The following is a 22,269-nucleotide window of genomic DNA, read 5'->3' as shown; positions in this document are numbered from 1 at the left end:
GTCCCGGGAGACGCGCCCGAGCCGACCACGACCCGCCCGAGCAGCGGCTCAGAACCGCAGCCGCGCGAGCTCCGGCACCGGGTTGCCGAATCGGTGGGCGGTGAGGGAGACGGCCTGCTCCTTCAAGAAGGGCAGGAGCTCCAAGCGCCCCGACTCGGTGACCTCGCGGGCGTGGATCGCCACGTCGGGGCTGCCTCCGACGGCTCGGGCGAGCGCGACGGGGTCGCCGCCGACCGTTCGAATCCGCAGAGCCCGGTACGTCTCGGGGCCGGGGCCGTCGAGACGGGTCGTGGGATCCGCCAGGAGCAGGGCGGCACGGTCGAGCGCGACGGTGTTCTGCAGACCGAGCTGGAGGTGGCTCGTGTCTTGGGTCGCTCGCTCGATGAGGGCGAGGTCGTCGACGACGGGGAGTTCCTGCGCTCCCTGGAGAAGACCCGCAGCGGCGCGGGCCAGCCAGAGCCCCTCGTTCTCGACGGTGATGTCGTCGACCCGGACGGGCGCGCCCTCGGCACGGAGGAGCTGCACCAGGGTCGACGGCAGGGGTGCGGCCGAGCTGATCGAGAGCGGGGCGCCGGCCAGGGCCGCGGCGCAGATCAGGCGGATCAGGTCGGCCATGCGGCCGTCGGTCGACAGGCGCAGGATCACCGGCACGGGCAGGTAGCGGAACTCGTTGCGCTCGACTCCGAGGCCCGAGACGTCGGTCGACCGCGCGTAGAGGTCGAGCCAGGCGCGCAGATCGGAGGCGCTGCCGGCACGGACGAAGTCGAACTCCTCGAACGACAGCACGCCTCGGGTCGCCTCGATCAGGCGGACCCCGACCTCGGGAACCCCTTCGAGGCTGAGCGACGCGACGGGCTCGCGGGTGGAGCGGCGCCAGCCCGAGAGCGCCGTGACGTAGTTCGGGCCGCCGGCCTTGGTGCCGGTGCCGACGGTCGAGCGCTTCCAGCCGCCGAACGGCTGGCGCCGCACGACCGCACCCGTCGTCGTGCGGTTCACGTAGAGGTTGCCGGCCTCGACCCGCGACGACCACAGGGCGATCTCGTCGGGGTCGAGCGAGTGGAGGCCGGCCGTCAGGCCGTAGTCGACCGCGTTCTGCCACTCGATGGCCTGCTCGAGCGTCTCGGCGTGCATGATGCCGAGCACCGGGCCGAAGTACTCGGTGAGGTGGAACTCGGAGCCGGGCTGCACGCCCGCGCGGATGCCGGGCTTCCAGAGAACGTCGGTGTCGTCGGCCGGCTCGGGCTTCAGCAGCCAGCTCTCGCCGTCGCCCAGCGAGCGGAGGCCGCGCTCGAGCCTGCCCCCGGGCGGGTCGATGAGCGGGCCCATGCGCGTCGTCGGCACGTCGGGGTAGCCGACCTTCATGCTGGCCGCGGCGTCGACGAGCTGGCGCGTGAACCGCTCGCTCTCGCCCACCGAGCCGACGGCGATGACGAGCGACGCCGCCGAGCACTTCTGCCCGGCATGCCCGAAGGCGCTGGCGACGACGTCGGCGACGGCCAGGTCGAGGTCGGCGCTCGGCGTGACGACGATGGCGTTCTTGCCGCTCGTCTCGGCGAAGAGCGGGAGGTCGGGGCGCCAGGAGCGGAAGGCCCGGGCCGTCTCGAACGCGCCGGTCAGCACGACGCGGTCGACGGCCGGGTGGGCGATGAGCGACCGGCCGAGGTGCTGCTCGTCGAGGTCGACGAGGGCGAGCAGCGACTTCGGCACACCCGCCTTCCAGAGGATCTCGGCGACGACCGCAGCCGTGCGGCGTGCCTGGGGCGCCGGCTTCAGGATGACGCCGCTGCCCGCCGCGAGCGCGCCGAGCACTCCCCCGACGGGGATGGAGACGGGGAAGTTCCACGGCGGGGCGACGACCGTCAGGCGCGGGGGCACCGGCTCGGCGCCCTCCACGCGGGCCAGCTCGCGCGCCTGGTCGGCGTAGTAGTGGGCGAAGTCGATCGCCTCGCTGACCTCGGGGTCGCCCTCGGCGATGGTCTTGCCGGTCTCGGACGCCATCACCTCGATCAGCTCGCCGCGGTGCACGGCGAGCGCGATGCCGACGAGGTCGAGAAGCTCGGCGCGGGTGGCGGGGTCCTCGCGGCCCCACTTCACGCCCGCCTGGACGACGGCGGCCACGGTGCCCTCGAGGGCACCGGCATCGTCGACGAGGGCCTCATCGATCGTCTCGACGCCGAGATGGCTGGTCGCGGCGCGCGTCAGGATCTTGCGGCCCCACGCCCGGTTGGCCTCGATGGCCGGGTCGGTGTCGGGCTCGTTGCCGAAGTCGCTGGTGACCGGGGCCGACGACAGGCGGCGCGATCTGTCCTGCCGGCGGTTGGGCCGCGGCGTGCGGTCGTCGAGCGCGGCGACCGAGGCGAGGAACCGCTCCTTCTCGCGGTCGAACACCTCGGGGTCGTCGGCGAGCTCGAAGGCGCCCGACAGGAAGTTCTCGCTCGACGAGTTCTCCTCGAGACGGCGCACGAGGTAGCTGATCGCGGAGTCGAACTCGCGGGGGTGCACGACAGGCGTGTAGAGCAGGAGCTGGCCGACGTCGGCGCGCACGACGGCCGCCTGCGCGGTGGCCATGCCGAGCAGCATCTCGAAGTCGACGCGGTTGGTGATCATGCGTCGCTTCGCGAGGTTCCACGCGTAGGCGACGTCGAAGAGGTTGTGGCCGGCGATGCCGATCTTGACGACGGAGGCGTTGTCGGGCGTCAGCGCCCAGCCCAGCAGCCGCTTGTAGTTCGTGTCGGTCTCGACCTTCGACCCCCAGGTCGCCAGCGGCCAGCCGTGCAGGGCGGCGTCGACGCGTTCCATCGCGAGGTTGGCGCCCTTGACGATGCGGATCTTGATCGGCGCACCACCGCGCAGCACTCGCGCCCGCGACCACTCGGTCAGCAGCTGGAGCGCCCCCATCGAGTCGGGCAGGTAGGCCTGCAGCACGATCCCCGCCTCGAGCTCGAGCATCTCGGGGTCGTCGAGGATCCTCGTGAACACGTCGATGGTCAGATCGAGGTCGTGGTACTCCTCCATGTCGAGGTTGATGAACTTCGTCCCGGCGCTCGACGCCGCCAGCTCGTACAGCGGACGCAGGCGCTCGACCAGACGGTCGCTCGTCTCCTCGAAGCCCCAGAGCGAGAGCTGGCTGGCCACGGCGCTGACCTTGATCGACACGTAGTCGACGTCGTCGCGCGACAGCAGCTCGCGGGTGCCGGCGAGACGGCGATCCGACTCGGCGTCGCCCAGCACCGCCTCCCCGAGCAGGTTCAGGTTGAGGCGCGACCCGTCGGCCCGCAGCTTCGCCAGGCTCGCGCCGAGCTTGGCGGGGGTCGCGTCGACGATCAGGTGCTCGACCATGCGGCGCAGCGCCCGGCGCGCCATCGGCACCGTCGGCCACGGCGCTCCCGGCGCGAGGCTCCCGCCCGCCGCGATGGCCGATCGCAGATACCAGGGCAGGAACTTGGGGATCCCGTGACTGAGCTCCTCCAGGCTGCGCCCCGCCACCCGGATGTCCTCCGGCCGCACCACGCGGTCGACGAAGCCGAGCGTGAAGGCGAGGCCCTCGGGGTCGCGCAGGACCCCGGCCAGGCGGGCCGCCGCCGGCGAGACCTTGGCCCCGGCCGACTCGTCGAGCCACCGGCGCACCGTCTCGACAGTCTCGGTGGCGAGGTCTGCGGGGAGGGGGTCGGACATGCTTCGAGGATATGCCGCGCACCCCTCCCTACACTGGGCGAATGGCCGACGAGCTGACGGAAGACGACTGGGCCGTCTGGGATGCCTTCTACGTGATGCGCCGACGGCTCGACCGCGCCCTCGAGCTCCGTCTGCACGAGGGCTCGGGCGTGTCGGCGCCGGAGTACGAGATCCTCGCGGGGCTCGGCCGATCGAGCGATCGACGTCTCCGCGTGCGCGACATCGCCGAGCAGATCGGCTGGGAGAAGAGTCGCGTCAGCCACCAGGTGACGCGCATGGAGAAGCGCGGCCTCGTGCGCCGCAGCGACTGCGATCAGGACGGCCGCGGCACCTGGGTGGAGCTGACGCCGGACGGCCGGCGCGCGATGCTCGAGGCGAGCCGCGGGCACAACGAGGCGATCCGGACGTACTTCGTCGACGTGCTCGGCGACTCGGCGCCGCTGCTGCAGGAGTTCTCGAAGCGCGTCGTCGAGGCGATCGGCGAAGACGCCCGCCCCTGACGCGCGTCAGTGGTCTCGGTGGTCCTGGATCGTCATTCTGGGTCCGAACTTCGGCTTGCTGAAGCCGCTGACACCGATCAGGCGCATGACGCGCTCCCGATTGCCGCGCCACTGCTCCAGCAGCTCGAGCATCCCGTCGTCGTCGACGGGCTTGCCGATCAGGGCCCAGCCGACGAGCGCCGGCAGGTGGTAGTCGCCCACGCTGGGCGAGTCGGCGTCGCCGTGCGCGCGCTGGCTGGTCTCGGCGGCGGTCCACACGCCGACCCCGACGACCGAGCGCAGGCGGCGCTGGATCTCGTCGCCGCCCCGGCCGAGCGCGAGGGTGCGCTCGAGGCCGGCCGCCACGGCGCACACGCGCATGACGGTGGCCGACCGCTGCGGCCCGACGCCGGCCCGGTGCCACTCCCAGCTCGGGATGCGCGCCCAGGTGGCGGCGTCGGGCGGCACGACGAGCCCCTCGGGCGCCGGACCGGGTGCGGTCGTCCCGTGGGCGCGGACCAGTGTGCGCCAGGCGCGCCACGCCTCGCGGCTCGTCACCTTCTGCTCGAGCACGGCGGGCACGAGCATCTGCACGACCTGGTTGGTGCGGGTGAGCCTCAGCCCGGGGTTGCGCCTCCGCGCCTCGCGCAGCAGCTCGGTGCCCGACACGTCGAGGCCCGACCAGTCGTCGCCGCGGCCCATCAGCTCGGGGATGCCGTCGATCGCCCACTCGGCGCCCGGCCCCCAGGCCGTCGCGCGCACGCCGTCTCGGCCGCCCGACAGGCACACGGTGGCGGGGCCCACGGGGGTGCGGACGCCCCTCCACACGGAATCGCCCACGACGCGGAACGCCGGGTCGCCGATGCCGCGCATCAGCGGGCGCAGAGTCGGCAGCACCGACACGACCGACTGGGGACGGTACACGGTCGAGATCGCCGGGCCGGCCGCCACAGACGTCAGCGGCACCGCTGCGTCCGAGGAGGCGGGCTGAGCTGCGATCGACATGCCAGAAGGCTAACCGCAGCCACCGACTACCATGCTCGGGTGGCGACCCCCAAGATCCTGCTCTACTACGTGTTCACGCCGCTGCCCGACCCCGACGCGATCCGGCTGTGGCAGCGCGACCTCTGCGAGTCGCTGGGGCTGACCGGCCGCATCGTCATCTCGAAGGACGGCCTCAACGGCACCGTCGGCGGCGACCTGCCCGATGTGAAGCGCTACCTCCGCACGACCCGCGAGTACCCGGCCTTCCGCGACATGGACGTCAAGTGGAGCGAGGGCCGAGGCTCCGACTTCCCGAAGCTCAGCGTCAAGGTGCGCGACGAGATCGTCAGCTTCGGCGCGCCCGGCGAGCTCCGGGTCGACGAGCACGGGGTCGTCGGCGGCGGCACGCGTCTCGACCCCGAGGCGCTGCACGAGCTGGTGGCGCGCAGAGACGTGACGTTCTTCGACGGCCGCAACGAGTTCGAGGCGAGGATCGGCCGCTTCAAGGGCGCGGTCGTGCCCGACGTGCAGAACACCCGCGAGTTCGTCGCCGAGCTCGAGTCGGGCCGCTACGACCACCTCAAAGACAAGCCCGTCGTCACCTACTGCACCGGCGGCGTCCGCTGCGAGGTCCTCTCCTCGCTGATGGTCGACCGCGGCTTCCAGGAGGTGTACCAGCTCGACGGAGGCATCGTCCGCTACGGCGAGCGCTTCGGCGACGACGGACTGTGGGAGGGGCCGCTGTACGTCTTCGACGGCCGCGAAGAGGTGCGGTTCTCTGACCACACGGCGATCCTGAGCACCTGCGCCGTCTGCGGCGAGACGACGTCGCACCTGCAGAACTGCGCCGTCCCGTCGTGCCGGCAGCGGCTGGTCGCCTGCGACGCGTGCACGCCTCGGAATCCCCTGTGCGAGGAGCACGCGTCCGCGGCGTAGCGTGCGATCCATGACTGCTACAGCTGAAGAGATCAAGACCGTCGCCGATGTGCTCGACAAGGCGCGGATCGGCCTGCTGACCACCGTCGACGAGGCGGGCCACCTCGTCTGCCGCCCGCTGGCGCTCGTCGACCAGGACTTCGCCGGCTCCGTCTGGTTCTTCGTGCAGAAGGACAGCCACAAGGTCCACGACATCGAGTCGAACCCGCAGGTCAACGTCGGCGTCGACACCTCGAAGGGCTGGCTGTCGATCTCGGGTACGGCGTCGCTCACCACCGACGCCGCGAAGATCGACGAGCTCTGGAACACCGGCGCTGAGGCCTGGTTCGACCAGGGCCGCGATGACCCTCAGGTCGCCCTGCTCGAGGTCGAGGCCCACACGGTCGAGTCGTGGACCAGCACCGAGCCCAAGGCGATCACGCTGCTGAAGTACGCGAAGGCGGCGGCGACCGGCGGCCACCCCGAGAACGTCGGCGAGAACGCCACCATCCAGCTCTAGCTGCAGGTGACGACGTCGCCCGACGACGTGAAGTACTGACCGGGGCCGACCTGCGCGCACTGCGACGCGAGGTCGGCCTCGTATTTGATCCACGAGCCGACGTAGGCCCCGAACAGGATCATGCTCAGCGACGAGACCACGATCCCGACGATGCCGACCGTGCCGGCGAGGCCGACGGAGCGCGACTTGCGCAGCGAGTGGATGCCGATGAAGAGCCCGACGATGCCGACGAAGATGCCCACGGCGATCGACGCGATGCCCGAGCCGCGGCCGGGATCGGCGTCGACCGGGAGCCAGTCGTACGACGGCGTCTCGTAGAGGGGCTGGGCCTGCGCGCCGCCGAATTCGGCGGCGAAGAGCTGATCGGGCGCAGGAACTCGGCCGGCCACCGTCGTCTCCGGCTCGCCGGGAGGCCCCCACAGCGTCGCCGGGGCACCCGCCGCTCCCGCGGCCGCGTCGGGCTTCGCGAGCGGCGGCGGCGCGTACGGCGACCCGGCCTCGGGCCCGGCGTACTGCGGCGGGGCGGGAGGGGGCGCGGCGGACGCCGACGGGGTGCTCGCGCCGCGCCGGAAGCGCGCGTACCGCGGGTCGTCGCCACTGGGAGTTGACATCGACTCGACCCTAATACGCCCCGGCTCCACGATGAGCGTGTGTGCGCCATGATGGAGCCACCGCGGCCCCCACTCCCGACCGCGCGAGCACGGAGAGCAATGATGCGAATCGGAATCCTCACGAGCGGCGGCGACTGCCCCGGCCTGAACGCGGTCATCCGCGGCGCCGTCCTCAAGGGCATGCAGATCCACGGCCAGGAGTTCGTGGGCTTCCGCGACGGCTGGCGCGGCGTCGTCGAGGGCGACATGGTCCCGCTCGGCCGCAAGGAGATCCAGGGCATCGCCAAGCAGGGCGGCACGATCCTCGGCACCAGCCGCACGAACCCCTTCGAGGGCAACGGCGGCGTCGACCGCATCACCGAGAACCTCGAGCGCCGCGGCATCGACGCCGTGATCGCGATCGGCGGCGAGGGCACCCTGGCCGCCGCCAAGCGCCTCACCGACGCCGGCCTCAAGATCGTCGGCGTGCCCAAGACGGTCGACAACGACCTCGGCGCCACCGACTACACCTTCGGCTTCGACACCGCCGTCCAGATCGCCGTCGACGCGATGGACCGCCTCCGCACGACCGGCGAGTCGCACAGCCGCTGCATGGTCGCCGAGGTCATGGGCCGCCACGTCGGCTGGATCGCCCTTCACTCGGGCATGGCCGCCGGCGCGCACGCGATCCTCATCCCCGAGCAGAAGACGAGCGTCGAGCAGCTCGCCGAATGGGTCCGGTCCGCCTACGATCGCGGCCGCGCGCCGCTCGTCGTGGTGGCCGAGGGGTTCGTCCCCGACGAGTCCGACGACGCGCACTCCGAGCGCGGCCTCGACGCCTTCGGGCGACCCCGCCTCGGCGGCATCGGCGAGCGCCTCGCTCCGCTCATCGAGGAGCTCACCGGCATCGAGACCCGCGCCACGACGCTGGGCCACATCCAGCGCGGCGGCACGCCGTCCGCCTACGACCGCGTGCTCGCGACGCGCCTCGGCATGGCCGCCAGCGACTCGGTCGTCGAGGGCCGGTGGGGCCGGATGGTGGCCCTCCGCGGCACCGACATCGTGCACGTGTCGTTCGAGGAGGCGCTCGGCACCCTCAAGGTCGTGCCGCAGAACCGGTACGACGAAGCGGCGATCCTCTTCGGGTAGCGCGGGCGGTCGCTCCGGGGAGCGCCACGGGGCCGGGCGTACGGTGGCGGCATGACCCGAGCTGTCGTCGTGACCGAGTCCGCGTCGGCGTCCGTGCAGGACGTCGGCTCCGAGTTCCTGCGCCCTGGATCCCCGGACGCCGACGGGGTGACCGTCGACGTCGAGTGGTCGAGCCTCAACTTCAAAGACGGGATGGCGCTCACAGGCGATCGCGGCGTGGCCCGACGGCTGCCGCTCGTGCCGGGGATCGACGTGGTCGGGACAGTCGCCGAGGGCGACGCGGCCGGGCGGTTCTCCCCCGGCGACAGCGTGGTCGTGAACGGCGCGGGTCTCGGCGAGACCCGGCACGGCGGCTACGCCGAGACGGCGTACGTGAGCGCGGCCTCGCTGGTCGAGCTGCCCGAGGACATCACCCCGCGCCGGGCCGCCGCCATCGGCACGGCCGGCTTCACCGCCATGCTCAGCGTGCTGCGCCTCGAGCGCGACGTCGCGCCCGACGACGGCGACGTGCTCGTCACCGGATCCGCGGGCGGCGTCGGATCCGTGTCCATCGCACTCCTCGCCCGCCTCGGGTACCGCGTCGTCGCCTCGACCGGGCGCCCCGAGCAGGCGGACTTCCTCCGGTCGCTCGGCGCCGCCGACGTGATCGACCGCGCCGAGCTCTCGGACGCCGGCAAGCCCCTGCAGAAGCCGCGCTGGGCCGGGGCCGTCGACTCCGTCGGCAGCGCGACTCTGGCGAACGCTCTCGCGCAGACGAAGTGGGGCGGCGCTGTCACCGCGTGCGGCCTGGCCCAGGGCAGCGACCTGCCGACGACGGTGCTGCCGTTCATCCTCCGCGGGGTCTCCCTGCACGGCATCAACTCGGTCGATGCACCCGCGGCGCTCCGACGGACCGCCTGGGAGCGCCTCGCGGTCGACCTCGACCTCGACCTGCTCGACTCGCTGACCGACGAGGTCGCTCTGGGCGAGGTGCCGGGCCTGGCGGGCGAGATCCTGCGCGGACGGGTCCGCGGGCGGACCGTCGTCGACGTGCGACGCTGACGGGTCGCTGATACGTCATCGACCAGGCCGCCGACCGCTCGACAAATCCGTACGGCGTATCCTAGAGTCTGAGATACTCGATACATTCAGCCGCATGGAAGGTGAGGAATGCCTGTCCCGAACGGACCCGACAACCCGGCGCCCCGGCGTCTGCTCCGAGACGTCGTCTTCGAGAAGATGATCGCGGCGATCCAGGACGGCACCCTTCAGGCGGGCGAGCGGCTCAACGACGACGAGCTGGTCTCCTGGCTCGGCGTCTCGCGCACGCCGATCCGCGAGGCGATCGCGAAGCTCGTCGACTACGGCCTCGTCGAGATGGAGGCGAACCGCTACACGCGGATCGTGCGCCCCACCTTCGAGATGTACGAGCACGCGGTGCAGATGCTCGGCGGCTTCCACGAGCTCAGCGCCCGCTGGGCGTTCCCGCGGTTCACCGACGACGACGTCCGCGAGTTCTCGGCGATGTGCGACCAGACGCTCGCGTACCTGGCGGCGCACGACACGGAGGCCGTCAGCCGGATCGGCGCGATGACGAGCTTCACGCTCGCGCGCACGGGCAACCCTCTGCTGCCGCAGCTCGAGGCCACGCTGAACGCCCGCGTCGTCTTCATGATCCAGGCGGCCCTCGACGAGTTCCAGTGGGAGGCCACGGCCGACTACGTCGAGCAGCTGCGCGCGGCCGCGACGGCCCGTGACAGAGAGGCCGTCATCGCCGCCTTCGAGACCTACCAGCAGCTCACGACGGCGCACCTCCAGGCGGTCCAGCGATCGGGTGCGATCCCGGTCTGAGCCCGCCCTCGCACCAACCCGCCAGTACAACCCCCCATCCGCACGACCTCAGGGAGTCCCAGTGCCAGTCCCCGTCCCCACCCCCGAGAACCAGGAGCCGCGCCGCCTGCTGCGCGACGTCGTCTACGACAAGATGTTCTTCGCCATCCTCGACGGAACCCTCGAGCTCGGCGAGCGCCTCAACGACGAGGAGCTGGTCCGCTGGCTCGGCGTCTCCCGCACGCCGGTGCGCGAGGCCATCGCCAAGCTGGCCGAGCAGGGCCTCGTCGACATCGAGGCCAACCGCTACACGCGCGTCATCGCTCCGACCTTCGCCGAGTTCGTCGACACGCTGCGCGCCTGCTACGACGTCTGGGCCCTCATCATGCTGCGCGGCGTCGGCGAGCTGGACGCCGCGAGCCGCAAGTCCGTCGTGGCCGCCCTCGATGCGCGCGTGAAGGCATTCGAGGCCCACTCCGCCGAGAGCGTCATCGACCTCGACGCATTCACGGTCACGGTGCTCGAGGCGGCGAAGAGCCCCATGCTGGCGCGCCTGTACTCCGTGACGGCGCCGATGACCGTCCTGCTCATCCGCCGCGCCGCCGCCCAGGGGCACTTCCCGTGGGACGCCTCGATCGAGATGAGCCGCCGACTCCGCGACGCCGTCGAGGCCTCCGATGCTCGTACGGCCCACGACCTCGTCTCGGGCCAGCCCGACCGCTTCGGCGACTACTACGCCGCCGTGCGCGAGAGCGGCATCTACCCCGCCTGACCCCGCGCTCCGGCGCCCACCCGATACGCACCCGAACCCGAAAGCCGCATACGCATGCCTGTTCCCGTTCCGAACACAGAAGCCCCCGCACCCCGCCGCCTCCTGCGCGACGTCGTCTTCGACAAGATGCTCGCCGCCATCGGCGACGGCACCCTCGAGCTCGGCGAGCGACTGAACGACGACGAGCTGGTCCGCTGGCTCGGAGTCTCTCGCACGCCGGTGCGCGAGGCCATCGCCAAGCTGGCCGACTACGGCCTCGTCGACATCGAGGCGAACCGCTACACGCGCGTCATCTCGCCGACCATGGCCGACTTCGCCGACACCACCGAGACCGCCTTCGCCGTCTGGGCGATCGTCGTCCGGCGCGGCGTCCCGAAGCTGAGCGACGCCGAGGCGCGCGAGGTCGTGAGCCTCCTCGCGTCGGTCGGCCGCGACGCGAAGGGCAAGCTGGCAGCCGAGAGCCTCCCGAGCTTCGCCCGCGCCATCGAGATCATCGCGACGGCCGCGCAGAGCAAGAGCCTGTTCCGACTCCTCGAGACCGTCGGGGACCGCGCCGCCCTCCTCCTCAGCATCGTCAGCCGCTCCGTGGAGTTCCACATCTCGGGCGACCTCCTCGCCCGTCTCCGCTCGGGCGTCGAGAAGCGCGACGGCGTGGCAGCGGCGGCGGCGTTCGAGACGGCGTTCGACGGCCTGGGCGACTACGTCGGAGCCACGTCGGCCGCGGGCGTGTTCCCCGAGGCCGCGCCGGTCCGCTGAGCGGCACGGTGGGTGGCGGCGACGACGCCGGCGGGCTCGCCGGCCCGGTGGGTGACGTTGCGGCCGACACCGCGCCCGTCGTCCTGGCACTCGACGACGTCCGGGTCACCCGCGCCGGGCGCAACCTCGTCGAGCACATCGACCTCGAGGTCCGCGCCGGAGAGCACTGGGCCCTGATCGGCCCGAACGGCGCCGGCAAGACGACGATGCTGACGATGTGCGGCGCCCTCGGCCATCCCTCCTCGGGCACGGTCACCGTGCTCGGCAGGCGCCTCGGCAGAGTCGAGCTCCGCGAGCTCCGCACCCACATCGGCCACGTCGACCCGAGGCACCGCATGCTCGGCGACAACTCCGTGACCGAGGTCGTCCTGACCGGCCTCACCGGTTCGAGCGACCCGGTCCCGCGGTGGGAGGCCGAGCCGGCCGACCTTCTCCGGGCGCAGGAACTCGCCACCGGCGTCGGCCTCGCCCGCCGCCTCGACGCCCGCTGGAGCACCCTCTCGCAGGGCGAACGCGGACGCGCCCTCATCGCGCGGGCTCTCATCGCGGTTCCGGCGCTCCTCCTTCTCGATGAGCCCGCCACGGGCCTCGACGTCGCCGCCCGCGAGCAGCTGCTCGAGACCGTGGACGCCCTGCGCGAGGCCCACCCGTCGATCGCGAGCGTCACCGTGACGCACCACCTCGAAGACCTTCCGGCGTCGACCACGCATGCCATGCTCCTTCGCGACGGGCGCATCGCCGCCAGCGGGCCGGCCGACGACGTCCTGACGAGCGAGCTGGTGTCGGCGGCGTTCGACTTTCCGCTCGAGATCACGCGGACGGCTGGGCGGTGGGCGGCACGGCGCGCTGGTGTCGTCGGCGCGTGACCCCGCCGTCCCGACGCGCGGGCTAGGCCCGCCGGATCGGCGCACCCCCGCGCGAACCCCGGCGGGGCCGAGCCGAATCGGCGGGTTCGACGCCGCCAGCCCGACGCAGCCCGCCCACCACCGCTAGCGCGGCTCGACCGCCGCGGCCGCAGCCCTCGCCGCCGCGGGCAGCGCGTCGACGATCCGCCCGAGCGCCGCATCGTCGTGCGCAGCCGTCAGGAACCACGCCTCGAACACCGATGGGGGCAGGTTGACTCCGGCGTCGAGCATCGCATGGAAGAACGGCGGGTAGCGGAATGCCTGCTGAGCCCGCACGTCGTCGTAGTTGCGCGGCGGGGTCGCGGTGAACGCGAACGAGAACAGGTTGCCGGCGCGCTGCACGGTGTGCTCGACGCCCTCGCGCGAGAGAGCGGCCGAGGTCTCGCGGGCGACCACATCGGCAGCCGAGTCGATCGCACGGTACACGTCGGCGTCGGCGAGGCGGAGGGTCGTGATTCCGGCGGCGACGGCGACGGGATTGCCGCTGAGGGTTCCGGCCTGGTACACCGGCCCGAGGGGCGCGAGGAAGTCCATGATCTCGGCGCGGCCGCCGAGCGCGGCGAGCGGCATGCCTCCGCCGATGACCTTGCCGAACGTGATGAGGTCGGGCTCCCAGCCGGCTCCGTCGGGCACGACGCGCGAGGCCTCGAGCCCCCACCAGCCGGCGCGGCCGACGCGGAACCCGGTCAGCACCTCGTCGACGATCAGCAGCGCGCCGTGGCGCCGCGTGATCTCCGAGAGCGACCGGTTGAAGCCGCGGTCGGGCGCCAGGACGCCCATGTTGGCGGCGGCTGCCTCGACGATCACAGCGGCGATGCGCTCCGAGTGCTCGTCGAACGCCCGGCGCACGGCGTCGAGGTCGTTGTACGGCAGCACGAGCGTCTGCGCCGCTGTCTCGGCCGTGATGCCGGCCGATCCGGGCAGGGCTAGCGTGGCGACGCCGGAGCCGGCCTCGGCCAGCAGCGAGTCGGAGTGGCCGTGGTAGTGGCCGGCGAACTTCACCAGCAGGTCGCGGCCGGTGTAGCCGCGCGCCAGGCGGATGGCCGTCATGGTGGCCTCGGTGCCGGTGGACACCATGCGGATCTTGCCGATGGGCCGCTGCTCGCCGACGCTGACGCGCTCGCGCACGATCTCGGCCAGCTCGGTCTCGCCCGGCGTCGATGCGCCGAAGGAGAGGCCGCGGGCCGCCGCCGACTGGACGGCGTCGACCACGGCGGGGTGGGCGTGCCCGAGGATGGCGGGCCCCCACGACGCGACGAGGTCGACGTACTCGCGGCCGTCGGCGTCGGTGACGTACGCGCCCTGCGCCTTGACGAGGAAGCGCGGGGTGCCCCCGACCGAGCCGTACGCCCGGACCGGCGAGTTCACGCCGCCGGGGATGGACGCGCGAGCGCGCGCGAAGGCCTGCTCGTTGGCGGTCATCGGATGCTCCGCTCGGGAGCGCTGCGGCCGGTCAGGCGCTCGGCCAGGTCGACGGCCCAGTAGGTCAGGATCGCGTCCGCGCCGGCGCGCTTGATGCCGAGCACGCTTTCGTAGCTGGCGGCGTCGAGGTCGATCCAGCCGTTCGCGGCGGCGGCCTGCATCATCGAGTACTCCCCCGAGATCTGGTAGGCCCACACCGGCACGTCGCTCGTCGCGGCGACGTCGGCGAGCACGTCGAGGTAGCTCATCGCCGGCTTCACCATGACGATGTCGGCGCCCTCCTCGAGGTCGAGCCCGACCTCGCGAAGGCCCTCGCGTCGGTTGCCGTTGTCCATCTGGTACGTGCGGCGGTCGCCCGAGAGCGACGACTGGACGGCCTCGCGGAACGGCCCGTAAAAGGCGCTGGCGTACTTGGCGGCGTAGGCGAGGATGGCGCGGTCGGCGAACCCGTGCGAGTCGAGGGCGTCGCGGATGGCGGCGACCTGGCCGTCCATCATGCCGCTGGGCGCGATGAGCTGCGAGCCCGCCTCGGCCTGCACGACGGCCATGTCGCGGTAGCGCTCGAGGGTGGCGTCGTTGTCGACCTCGCCGCCTGCGCCGAGCACGCCGCAGTGGCCGTGGTCGGTGAACTCGTCGAGGCACAGGTCGGTCTGCACGACGAGCGCGTCGCCGACCTCGGCGACAGCAGCCCGTGTTGCGGCATTGAGGATGCCCTCGGGGTCGGTGGCGCTCGTTCCTGCGCCGTCTTTCTTCTCGTCGAGCGGCACCCCGAACAGCATGACGCCGCCGATGCCGGCCTCGGCTGCACGGACCAGGGCGGGCTTGAGGCTCTCGAGCGAGTGGTGCGAGACGCCCGGCATCGAGGCGATCGGCGCCTCGTCCGAGATGCCCTCCCGAACGAACACGGGCAGCACCAGATCGGCGGGGTGGAGGCGGGTCTCGGCGACCAGGCGACGGAGCGCCGGGGTGGTGCGGAGGCGGCGGCCGCGAACGGCGGGGAAGGACGACATCAGTTGCTCTCAGTGTGCGGATCGGGGTGCTCCGGCCAGCCGGCCAGGGCGTTGTCGACGACGGCTTCGACGAGCGAGTCGGCGGAGCGGGTCTCGGCGATGAGGTGCACCGGGAGTCCGGCGGCGCGGGCGTCGAAGGCGGTGCGCGGGCCGATGCAGGCGACGAGGGTGCCGGCGGGCAGCGGGACGAACTGCTCGTGGATCTGACGGGCGACGCTGCCCGAGGTGACGAGGATCACCGAGATGCTGCCGTCGGCGACCGCGGCCTTGACCTCGGGGGTCGCAGGAACTCCGACCGTCCGGTACGCGGCCACGAACTCGGGCTCGAGTCCGCGTTCGGCCAGCCCCTTGACCAGGGTCGGCTCGGCGATCTCGGACTGCGGCACCAGCACCCGGCCGCTGATGTGGGCCGACGGCCATTCCTTGACGAGGCCCCGGGCCGAGTTGTCGCCCTCGGGGATGAAGTCGACGCGGATGCCGGCGAGGCTCAGCGCGGCGGCCGTCGTCTCGCCCACGGCGGCCACCCGGGTCGTCGGCGCCGGGCGGATGCTGTTGCCCATGAGCACGTCGACGGTCGTGGCGCTCGTGACGACGAGCCAGTCGTAGTCGCCGGCCTCGAGCCGCAGCAGGGCCACCATCAGCTCGTGGCGGTTCTCGGTCGGTGCGAAGTTGATGAGCGGAGCGATCACCGGGGACGCCCCGAAGCCGCGCAGCCGCGCAGAGACATTGTCGCCCCACTTGCCCCCGCGAGGCACCAGCACGCGGACGCCGCGCAGCGGCTTCTCGGCGGAGCCCCGCTCGCTCATGATGCGGAGCCCAGCGGCGCCAGGTCGGCCGCGCCGTTGTCGAGCAGCTCGGCGACGGTGCGCCCGGCGGCGTCGTCGACCTCGATCAGCTGCGTCGCGAGCGAGCCCGGTTCGAGCGTCACGCCGTGGGACGCGGTCAGCCGTTGCGAGCCGTCGGGCTTGTAGACCGTCGCGCTCAGGAGGAGCAGCCCGGCGTCGATGACGGCAGTCGCACCGATGGGAGCCGCGCAGCCGGCCTCGAGACCGGCGAGGACCGAGCGCTCTGCCGTGACCGTCAGGCGCGTCTCGCGGTGGTCGAGAGCGCGGAGGCCCTTCTGCAGGTCGGGCTCGAGCTCGGTGTCGCGGACCTCGATCGCGAGGGCGCCCTGACCGGGCGCGCTCGGCCAGAAGCCCAGCGACAGGAGATCGGTCGCCTCGGCGAGCCGGCCGATGCGGCCGAGGCCGGCCGCCGAGAGGAGGACGGCGTCGAGGTCGTCGCCGACGCGCGAGAGTCGCGTGTCTACGTTGCCGCGGATGTCGACGACCTCGAGGTCGGGCCGGCGGGCGAGCAGCTGGGCGACCCGGCGGGGCGAGCCGGTGCCGACTCGAGCGCCCTCGGGCAGGGCGTCGAGCGTGAGCCCGTCGCGCGCGCACAGGGCGTCGCGCGCATCGGCGCGGGCCGGGGTCGCGCCGATCGTGAGACCCGGGAACGGGTCGGTGGGGAGGTCTTTCAGCGAGTGGACCAGGAGGTCGCACTTGCCGGCGAGCAGGGAGTCGCGCAGTGCCGTCGCGAAGACGCCGGTGCCGCCGAGTGAGGCGAGGGACTCGGACGTCGTGTCGCCGTGGCTCGTGATCTCGACGAGCTCGACCTCGCGGCCGGTCGTCTTGGCGAGGCGGTCGCGCATGAGAGTGGACTGGGCGACGGCGAGGGTCGACGCCCGGGTTCCGATTCGAAGTGCTGTCACGGGTGCCCTACGGAACCAGGCCGGCGACGATCGGCTTGAAGCCGAGGCGGACGTTCTCGCAGCATCCCGGACGGCAGACGTCGTACCAGGGCCCGAGGTCGGTCAGGTGCGGGCGGTCGGCCGCGGCGACGCCGTCGCGGCGCTCCAGCACCAGGTCGACGAGGCCGGTGACGTAGTTCGAGTCGATGCCGGGGGTCGGCGTGCGGACGGCCCAGAAGCCCTCCTCCTCGCACGACTCGAGCGCCTCGTTGTCGAGGTCCCACATGACCTCCATGTGGTCGCTGACGAAGCCGAGCGGCACGATGACGACGGCCTTGGTCGGGCCGCCCTTCAGGGCGTGGATCGCGTCGTTGATGTCGGGCTCGAGCCAGGGCATCGACGGAGGGCCGGAGCGCGACTGGAAGACGAGCTGCCACGGCACGGTCGCGTCCGAGCCGAGCTCGAGAGCGGCCTCCGCTGCGGCCATGACGACCTCGGCGACGGCCCTGTGCTGAGCGGCGTAGGCGCCGTCGGCGTCGAAGCCGCGCGCCTCGGGACCGCTCTTGGCGGCGTCGGTCGACGGGATCGAGTGGGTCGAGAACAGCACCTGCACCTCGGTCGTGAGGTCGATGCCGTCGATCTCGGCGCGAGCCTTCACGAGCGCGTCGCGGACACCGTCGATGAACGGCTGCACGAAGCCGGGGTGGTCGAAGAACTGACGCACCTTGTCGATCTGCACGCGGTCGCGCAGCTCGGTGTCGTCGAGGGCCATCGCGAAGTCCTCGCGGTACTGCCGGCACGACGAGTACGAGCTGTAGGCGCTGGTCGCGATGGCGATCAGCTTCGTGTAGCCCTGGTCAGCCGCCTCGCGGACGGCGTCGGCCATGTAGGGCTCCCAGTTGCGGTTGCCCCACAGCACGGGCAGGTCGATCTCGCGGCGCGCGAGCTCGGCCTCGAGTGCGGCCTTGAGCTCGCGGTTGTGCTGGTTGATCGGGCTGATGCCGCCGAAGTGGCGGTAGTGGTGCGCGACCTCCTCGAGGCGCTCCTCGGGGATCCCGCGGCCGCGGGTGACGTTGCGCAGGAACGGGATCACGTCGTCCTGCCCCTCGGGCCCGCCGAAGCCGGCCAGGAGGATCGCGTCGTAGTCCGTGCCCTGCGTGACCCACTCCGGACCCTCCGCCGCCGCGTCGGTGGCGTTGGGGACGAGCTGGCCGTTGGTGATGTTGGTCAAGAGAGAACCTCGGGGATCGCGGTGGTCGGGATGCGCCGACCCGTGTAGAAGGGCACCTCTTCGCGCACGTGCATGCGCGCCTCGGTGTAGCGGAGCTCGCGCATGAGGTCGACGAGCTGGACCAGCTCGGGGGCCTCGAGCGCCAGGATCCACTCGTAGTCGCCCAGGCTGAAGCTGGCGACGGTGTTGGTCAGGACGGAGCGGTGCGCCGAGCCCTTCATGCCGTGATCGCGGAGCATCTGGTTGCGCTCGGCGTCAGGCAGGAGGTACCACTCGTAGCTGCGGACGAACGGGTAGACCGTGAGCCAGGTCTCGGGCTCCTTGCCGCGCATGAACGCGGGGCTGTGGTCTTTCGCGAACTCGGCTTCGCGGTGCATGCCGAGCGCGTTCCACGTCGGCAGGAGGTTCTTGAGCAGGTGCGTGCGGAGCAGGTCGCGGTAGCCGGCCTGGATGTCTTCCGGGATCGGGCCGTGCAGCCAGATCATCACGTCGCTGTCGGCCTTCACGGCGCTGACGTCGTAGAAGCCCCGGACGACGACGCCGTTCTCGGCGAGACGGGCGACAGCCGCGTCGAGCTCGGCGATGTCGTCGCCGATCGAGGTGCGCTCGCCCTCGGCCACGTAGGGCCGGAGCGTGTCTCGGCGAAGGACTGCCCACAGCGTGTAGCCGAGGACCTCGACGGGTGCGTCGGTCGCCGCCGCGTCGGATTCAGGCGAGGGTGCGTGCTGCGAGTGCGCGTCGGCGCTGGAATTCATGCGTCCATCATCCCTTGTCATTCTGGGAACGGCGAACCGTCTGGCTCAGGATCGAGAGACCCTCAGTGGCCCGCGATGGGGCGAGGGAAAGCGTCAGCGACGACGCAGGGCGATCAGCGTGAGACCGCCGACTGCGGCGGCCACGGCAGCCGCAGCAGCCAGGAACGGCTTGGGGTCTTTCGAGAACGACACCTTCGCCTGGTGCGCCTTGATGCCGAGCTGCTTCGGCACGTTGAGCTTCTCTTCGAGCTCGTTCAGCGTCGCGGCCAGGTCGGCGCGGGTGCGGTCGATGGCCGCCTGGATGTCTTCGGTGCCACTCATCAGAAACGTCCTCCCACGTCGGAGCGCGGGATGCGCCCGACGCCCTTCACTGCCTTGATGTCGCTCTTGACGCTGTCGATCGTCTTCTTCGGCAGCGGTGGCAGGCCCTTCTTAATCTGCCTGTAGCCCAGGAACCCGAGGATGGCCGCAATCACCAGGAACAGAGCCGCAACCAGCAGCGCGGCCAGCCAGAGCGGCATGACGAGCGACAGGGCGGCGATGCCGGCGCCGATGAGGCACAGCAGCATCAGGAAGAGGAAGAGCAGAGCGCCCACGACGAGGCCCGCGCCGATTCCGAACACCTTCGCCTTGGCGATGAGCTCGGCCTTCAGCAGGGCGATCTCGCCCTTGACGAGGTCGGTGACGAGCGTGGGGATGTCGCTCAGGAGCCCGAACAGCGAGCGGTTCTTCTTCGCGTGGTGGATGCTGTCGGCGCGCGTCGACTCGGTCATGGAGTGCCTCTCAGGACGGTGGGTGCTGGGCGGAGCAATGGAGCCGTCAGCGGGTGGCTGCGGGCTTCGACTGGATCCCGAGGACCTTCTTCACGGCCCAGACGGCCGCGTGGAAGAGACCGGTCACGATCGCGGGAAGCACGGCACCGGCGGCGCGCTCGGCCTTGACGACCTGCTTCTGGACGGGAGCGCTGCTCCACACCTTCGATGCACCGGCCGCGATCTGCTCGTAGCGCTGATGGCCCGCACGTGAACCGAGCACGTACCCGATGGCCGCTCCCGCGACGAAGATCAGCTTGCCTCGCATGAAGCCTCCAGAAGTCTCTGCTGTGCGGCCCCGCGGCCGCAGCACGTTCTTAGGTTAGTCCGGTCTCGCGGGTGCCGTCCGACAGGGGCGGTGAGCGACGTGCTCAGCGCAGCGCGCCCTCGAGCAGGCCGGCGGCCTTGGCCCGGGCGTCGGCGATCACTCCGGCGAGGCCACGGCCTGCCACGGCACCCCCGACGCGGACGACCCCGCTCCCGTCGGCAGGTGCGGCGCCCCGCACGGGCGACGCCCACTCGACTCGGGCGAAGCCGTCGACGGCGGCCGGGTCGAGCCCCGCGCCGAGGATCGCCGACGCGTCGGCGAGCGCGACCTGCCTCAGATCGGCGTCGGTCGTCGCGGGGTCCACCACGGGCGAGTCGTAGCTGAGGCGCAGCACGTGCCGGCCCTCGGCGCGCTCGGCCACCCACGCCCACTTGATGCTGGCGTGCGTGAGGGCCTTCGCGCGGATGCCGGGGGCGCCGGGTGTGACCAGGACGCCTGTGCCGCGGGGCGCGGTGTCGAGTTCCTGCGCCCGGATCACGAGGGTCGCGAGCGTGATGACGCCCGTGTCGGCCCGTCCGCCCGAGAGGAGGGCGCTGTCGCGGCCGCCCAGCGCGACGACGACGACCCTCGCCGACAGGGCCTCGCCGCCGTCGAGGACGACGCCGGTGCCGTCGACGGAGCGGACGGACGCGCCGAGCCGGACCTCGACCCCGTACGTCTCGAGGTCGGCGACGAGCTCGTCGACGAGGCGGACGACTCCGCCGCGGATGCCGCCGACGGCTGACCCCGCGGCCGACGACTCCCGCAGCTCGCGCACGGCACGGGCGAGCGAGTTCTGGTGCAGCAGCGCCGCCCGCAGACCGGGGGCGACCCGGTCGACGTCGAGGGTGTCGGGGTGCGCCGAGTGCACGCCCATGACCACGGGCGTCACCAGCTTGTCGAGCACTGCGCGGCCCATGCGGCGGCGCACGAGGGGTCCGAGCTTCTGCTCCTTCGCCCCGATCGGGCCGGGCAGGAGCGAGTCGAGCTCGGCGCGGAGAGCCGCGCCCGTGCCGATCACGTCGATCACGTCTTTCGCCATGGCCGTGCCCGGGATGCCCAGCAGTCCCGTCTTCGGCAACGGGAAGGGCGCGCCGTCGGCCTGGATGATCCAGGCGCCGCGCGGGTCGGGCGCCACGATCTCACTGCCCAGGCCGATCTGCGTCGCCAGGGTCGCGACGGAGTCGGTCTTCGTCGCGAAGCTCTCGGCTCCGGCATCGAGGTCGATCCCCGCGACCGTGTGGCGCATCACCTCGCCGCCCAGCCGCTCGGAGGCCTCCAGGAGCACGACGCGGCGACCGGCCTTGCCCAGGTCGCGCGCGACGACGAGGCCGGCGATGCCGCCGCCGACGACGATCGCGTCCAGAGATCCGCTCACAGTTCGTGGGCCAGCTCGACGATCCGGGTCAGGACCGCCGGGTCGGTGTCGGGGCTCACGCCGTGCCCCAGGTTCAGCACGTGCGCCGGCGCCGCCCTGCCGCGCTCGACCACATCGCGGACGTGCGCCTCCAGCACCGGCCACGGCGCCTGCAGCAGCGCGGGGTTGATGTTGCCCTGCACGACGGTGCGCCCGCCGAGACGACGCGAGGCCTCGTCGAGCGGGATCCGCCAGTCGACTCCCACCGCGTCGGTGCCCACGTCGCGCATCGCCGCGAGCAGCTCGCCCGAGCCGACGCCGAAGTGGATGCGGGGCACCCCGAGGTCGTCGATGTGCGACAGCGCGCGGGCCGACCAGGGCGCGACGTGCTCGACGTAGTCGGCCAGCGACAGCGAGCCCACCCACGAGTCGAACAGCTGACCGGCGCTCGCCCCGGCCATGATCTGCGCGCGCAGGAACTCGCCCGTCGTGTCCGCGGCCCACTCCATCAGGGCGCGCCACGTCTCGGGCTCCGCGTGCATCAGCGTCCGTGCGCGGATGTGGTCTTTCGACGGCCCGCCCTCGACGAGGTACGCCGCCAGGGTGAAGGGCGCCCCGGCGAAGCCGATCAGCGGGGTCGCGCCGAGCTCGGCGACCGTGCGCGCGACGCCCTCGGCGACCGGCGCCAGCGAGTCGGGGTCGATCGGGCGCAGCTTCGCCACGTCGGCGGCGGTGCGGATCGGCTCGTCGAGGACGGGGCCGCGACCGGGGACGATCTCGACGCCGACGCCCGCGAGCTTGACCGGCACGACGATGTCGCTGAAGAAGATGCCGGCGTCGACGCCGTGGCGACGGACCGGCTGCAGGGTGATCTCGCTCGAGAGCTCGGGGTCGAGGCAGGCGTCGAGCATCTTCGTGCCCACGCGCAGCTCGCGGTACTCGGGCAGCGACCGGCCGGCCTGCCGCATGAACCACACGGGGAGCGTCTCGGGGCGGTCGCCGCGGAGGGCGCGCACCAGGCTCGACCCCGCGGTCAGGCCGGAGGCGAGCGGGTGCGTGGCGGGGAGGGCGGTCGTGATCACGTCGTGAATT

At 72.2% G+C, this 22,269-nt stretch carries 23 protein-coding genes; 9 read left to right on the top strand and 14 right to left on the bottom strand.

The window, feature by feature from the left end; translation table 11 throughout:
- Nucleotides 1–48: 48 nt before the first annotated feature.
- A complete protein-coding gene (locus tag AC07TY_RS12485) occupies nt 49–3,675 on the bottom strand; it encodes a bifunctional proline dehydrogenase/L-glutamate gamma-semialdehyde dehydrogenase (protein WP_494785562.1) in 3,627 nt (1,208 codons plus the stop codon).
- A gap of 41 nt (nt 3,676–3,716) precedes the next feature.
- Between AC07TY_RS12485 and AC07TY_RS12480 the strand changes: the two genes are divergently transcribed.
- Nucleotides 3,717–4,175 carry a MarR family winged helix-turn-helix transcriptional regulator gene (locus AC07TY_RS12480; RefSeq protein ID WP_158614247.1) on the top strand — a complete coding sequence of 153 codons (459 nt, stop codon included), beginning with the start codon at nt 3,717–3,719 and terminating at the stop codon, nt 4,173–4,175.
- A 6-nt stretch (nt 4,176–4,181) separates the two neighbouring features.
- Here AC07TY_RS12480 and AC07TY_RS12475 read toward each other — a convergent pair whose 3' ends face one another.
- Entirely contained in the window at nt 4,182–5,159 is a 978-nt protein-coding gene (locus AC07TY_RS12475) for a DNA-3-methyladenine glycosylase family protein (protein ID WP_494785561.1), read from the bottom strand.
- A 39-nt stretch (nt 5,160–5,198) separates the two neighbouring features.
- Here AC07TY_RS12475 and trhO point away from each other — a divergent pair, with 39 nt between their 5' ends.
- Nucleotides 5,199–6,074 (top strand): oxygen-dependent tRNA uridine(34) hydroxylase TrhO, encoded by an 876-nt coding sequence (gene trhO / locus AC07TY_RS12470; RefSeq protein ID WP_494785560.1) that lies wholly within the window; start codon nt 5,199–5,201, stop codon nt 6,072–6,074.
- Nucleotides 6,075–6,084: 10 nt separating this feature from the next.
- The gene (locus AC07TY_RS12465) at nt 6,085–6,573 is read left to right on the top strand and encodes a pyridoxamine 5'-phosphate oxidase family protein (protein WP_123506740.1); all 489 of its coding nucleotides are present in this window, start codon (nt 6,085–6,087) and stop codon (nt 6,571–6,573) included.
- On the opposite strand, the gene AC07TY_RS12460 is transcribed toward AC07TY_RS12465, so the two are convergent.
- Nucleotides 6,570–7,184 (bottom strand): hypothetical protein, encoded by a 615-nt coding sequence (locus AC07TY_RS12460; RefSeq protein WP_494785559.1) that lies wholly within the window; start codon nt 7,182–7,184, stop codon nt 6,570–6,572. The two genes, AC07TY_RS12465 and AC07TY_RS12460, sit on opposite strands and share 4 nt — an antisense overlap.
- 102 nt (nt 7,185–7,286) lie before the next feature.
- On the opposite strand from AC07TY_RS12460, the gene AC07TY_RS12455 reads away from it, so the two are divergent.
- The 6 genes from AC07TY_RS12455 to AC07TY_RS12430 all read left to right on the top strand — a co-directional run bounded on the left by AC07TY_RS12455 (nt 7,287) and on the right by AC07TY_RS12430 (nt 12,515).
- Nucleotides 7,287–8,312: a 6-phosphofructokinase gene (locus tag AC07TY_RS12455; RefSeq protein WP_123507103.1), complete on the top strand. Its 1,026-nt coding sequence runs from the start codon at nt 7,287–7,289 to the stop codon at nt 8,310–8,312.
- A 51-nt stretch (nt 8,313–8,363) separates the two neighbouring features.
- On the top strand, nt 8,364–9,353 hold the full coding sequence (locus AC07TY_RS12450) for an MDR family oxidoreductase (RefSeq protein WP_494785558.1): 990 nt from the start codon (nt 8,364–8,366) through the stop codon (nt 9,351–9,353).
- A gap of 108 nt (nt 9,354–9,461) precedes the next feature.
- Nucleotides 9,462–10,142, top strand: coding sequence for a GntR family transcriptional regulator (locus tag AC07TY_RS12445; RefSeq protein WP_494785557.1), 681 nt, complete (start codon nt 9,462–9,464; stop codon nt 10,140–10,142).
- Nucleotides 10,143–10,203: 61 nt separating this feature from the next.
- On the top strand, nt 10,204–10,893 hold the full coding sequence (locus AC07TY_RS12440; protein WP_123506736.1) for a GntR family transcriptional regulator: 690 nt from the start codon (nt 10,204–10,206) through the stop codon (nt 10,891–10,893).
- 54 nt (nt 10,894–10,947) lie between these two features.
- Nucleotides 10,948–11,649 carry a GntR family transcriptional regulator gene (locus AC07TY_RS12435; protein ID WP_488625254.1) on the top strand — a complete coding sequence of 234 codons (702 nt, stop codon included), beginning with the start codon at nt 10,948–10,950 and terminating at the stop codon, nt 11,647–11,649.
- 8 nt (nt 11,650–11,657) lie between these two features.
- Nucleotides 11,658–12,515, top strand: coding sequence for an ABC transporter ATP-binding protein (locus AC07TY_RS12430; RefSeq protein ID WP_494785556.1), 858 nt, complete (start codon nt 11,658–11,660; stop codon nt 12,513–12,515).
- A gap of 123 nt (nt 12,516–12,638) precedes the next feature.
- Here AC07TY_RS12430 and hemL read toward each other — a convergent pair whose 3' ends face one another.
- The 11 genes from hemL to hemE all read right to left on the bottom strand — a co-directional run bounded on the left by hemL (nt 12,639) and on the right by hemE (nt 22,259).
- Nucleotides 12,639–13,976, bottom strand: coding sequence for a glutamate-1-semialdehyde 2,1-aminomutase (gene hemL / locus AC07TY_RS12425; RefSeq protein ID WP_488625252.1), 1,338 nt, complete (start codon nt 13,974–13,976; stop codon nt 12,639–12,641).
- On the bottom strand, nt 13,973–14,986 hold the full coding sequence (gene hemB / locus AC07TY_RS12420) for a porphobilinogen synthase (RefSeq protein ID WP_494785555.1): 1,014 nt from the start codon (nt 14,984–14,986) through the stop codon (nt 13,973–13,975). The genes hemL and hemB overlap by 4 nt, the downstream gene beginning before the upstream one ends.
- Nucleotides 14,986–15,792: a uroporphyrinogen-III synthase gene (locus tag AC07TY_RS12415; protein WP_123506732.1), complete on the bottom strand. Its 807-nt coding sequence runs from the start codon at nt 15,790–15,792 to the stop codon at nt 14,986–14,988. Before AC07TY_RS12415 ends, hemB begins: the two co-directional genes overlap by 1 nt.
- Nucleotides 15,789–16,736 (bottom strand): hydroxymethylbilane synthase, encoded by a 948-nt coding sequence (gene hemC, locus AC07TY_RS12410; protein WP_488625250.1) that lies wholly within the window; start codon nt 16,734–16,736, stop codon nt 15,789–15,791. The genes AC07TY_RS12415 and hemC overlap by 4 nt, the downstream gene beginning before the upstream one ends.
- A 7-nt stretch (nt 16,737–16,743) precedes the next feature.
- On the bottom strand, nt 16,744–17,946 hold the full coding sequence (locus tag AC07TY_RS12405; RefSeq protein ID WP_494785554.1) for a ferrochelatase: 1,203 nt from the start codon (nt 17,944–17,946) through the stop codon (nt 16,744–16,746).
- Nucleotides 17,943–18,701, bottom strand: coding sequence for a hydrogen peroxide-dependent heme synthase (gene hemQ / locus AC07TY_RS12400; RefSeq protein ID WP_494785553.1), 759 nt, complete (start codon nt 18,699–18,701; stop codon nt 17,943–17,945). Before hemQ ends, AC07TY_RS12405 begins: the two co-directional genes overlap by 4 nt.
- 93 nt (nt 18,702–18,794) lie before the next feature.
- Nucleotides 18,795–19,022: a DUF3618 domain-containing protein gene (locus AC07TY_RS12395; RefSeq protein WP_123506728.1), complete on the bottom strand. Its 228-nt coding sequence runs from the start codon at nt 19,020–19,022 to the stop codon at nt 18,795–18,797.
- Nucleotides 19,022–19,474 carry a phage holin family protein gene (locus tag AC07TY_RS12390; protein WP_494785552.1) on the bottom strand — a complete coding sequence of 151 codons (453 nt, stop codon included), beginning with the start codon at nt 19,472–19,474 and terminating at the stop codon, nt 19,022–19,024. Before AC07TY_RS12390 ends, AC07TY_RS12395 begins: the two co-directional genes overlap by 1 nt.
- Before the next feature lie 46 nt (nt 19,475–19,520).
- Entirely contained in the window at nt 19,521–19,781 is a 261-nt protein-coding gene (locus AC07TY_RS12385) for a hypothetical protein (protein ID WP_123506726.1), read from the bottom strand.
- 103 nt (nt 19,782–19,884) lie between these two features.
- Complete coding sequence (locus tag AC07TY_RS12380; RefSeq protein WP_494785551.1) at nt 19,885–21,198, bottom strand: protoporphyrinogen/coproporphyrinogen oxidase; 1,314 nt, start codon at nt 21,196–21,198, stop codon at nt 19,885–19,887.
- Nucleotides 21,195–22,259: a uroporphyrinogen decarboxylase gene (gene hemE, locus AC07TY_RS12375; RefSeq protein ID WP_488625246.1), complete on the bottom strand. Its 1,065-nt coding sequence runs from the start codon at nt 22,257–22,259 to the stop codon at nt 21,195–21,197. Before hemE ends, AC07TY_RS12380 begins: the two co-directional genes overlap by 4 nt.
- Nucleotides 22,260–22,269 lie beyond the last annotated feature (10 nt).

The sequence above is a fragment of the Frondihabitans sp. GW821-FHT04F02 genome, assembly GCF_059420045.1.
The sequence above is the reverse complement of the archived record's forward strand: the minus strand, read 5'-3'. Positions and strand labels throughout refer to the sequence as shown.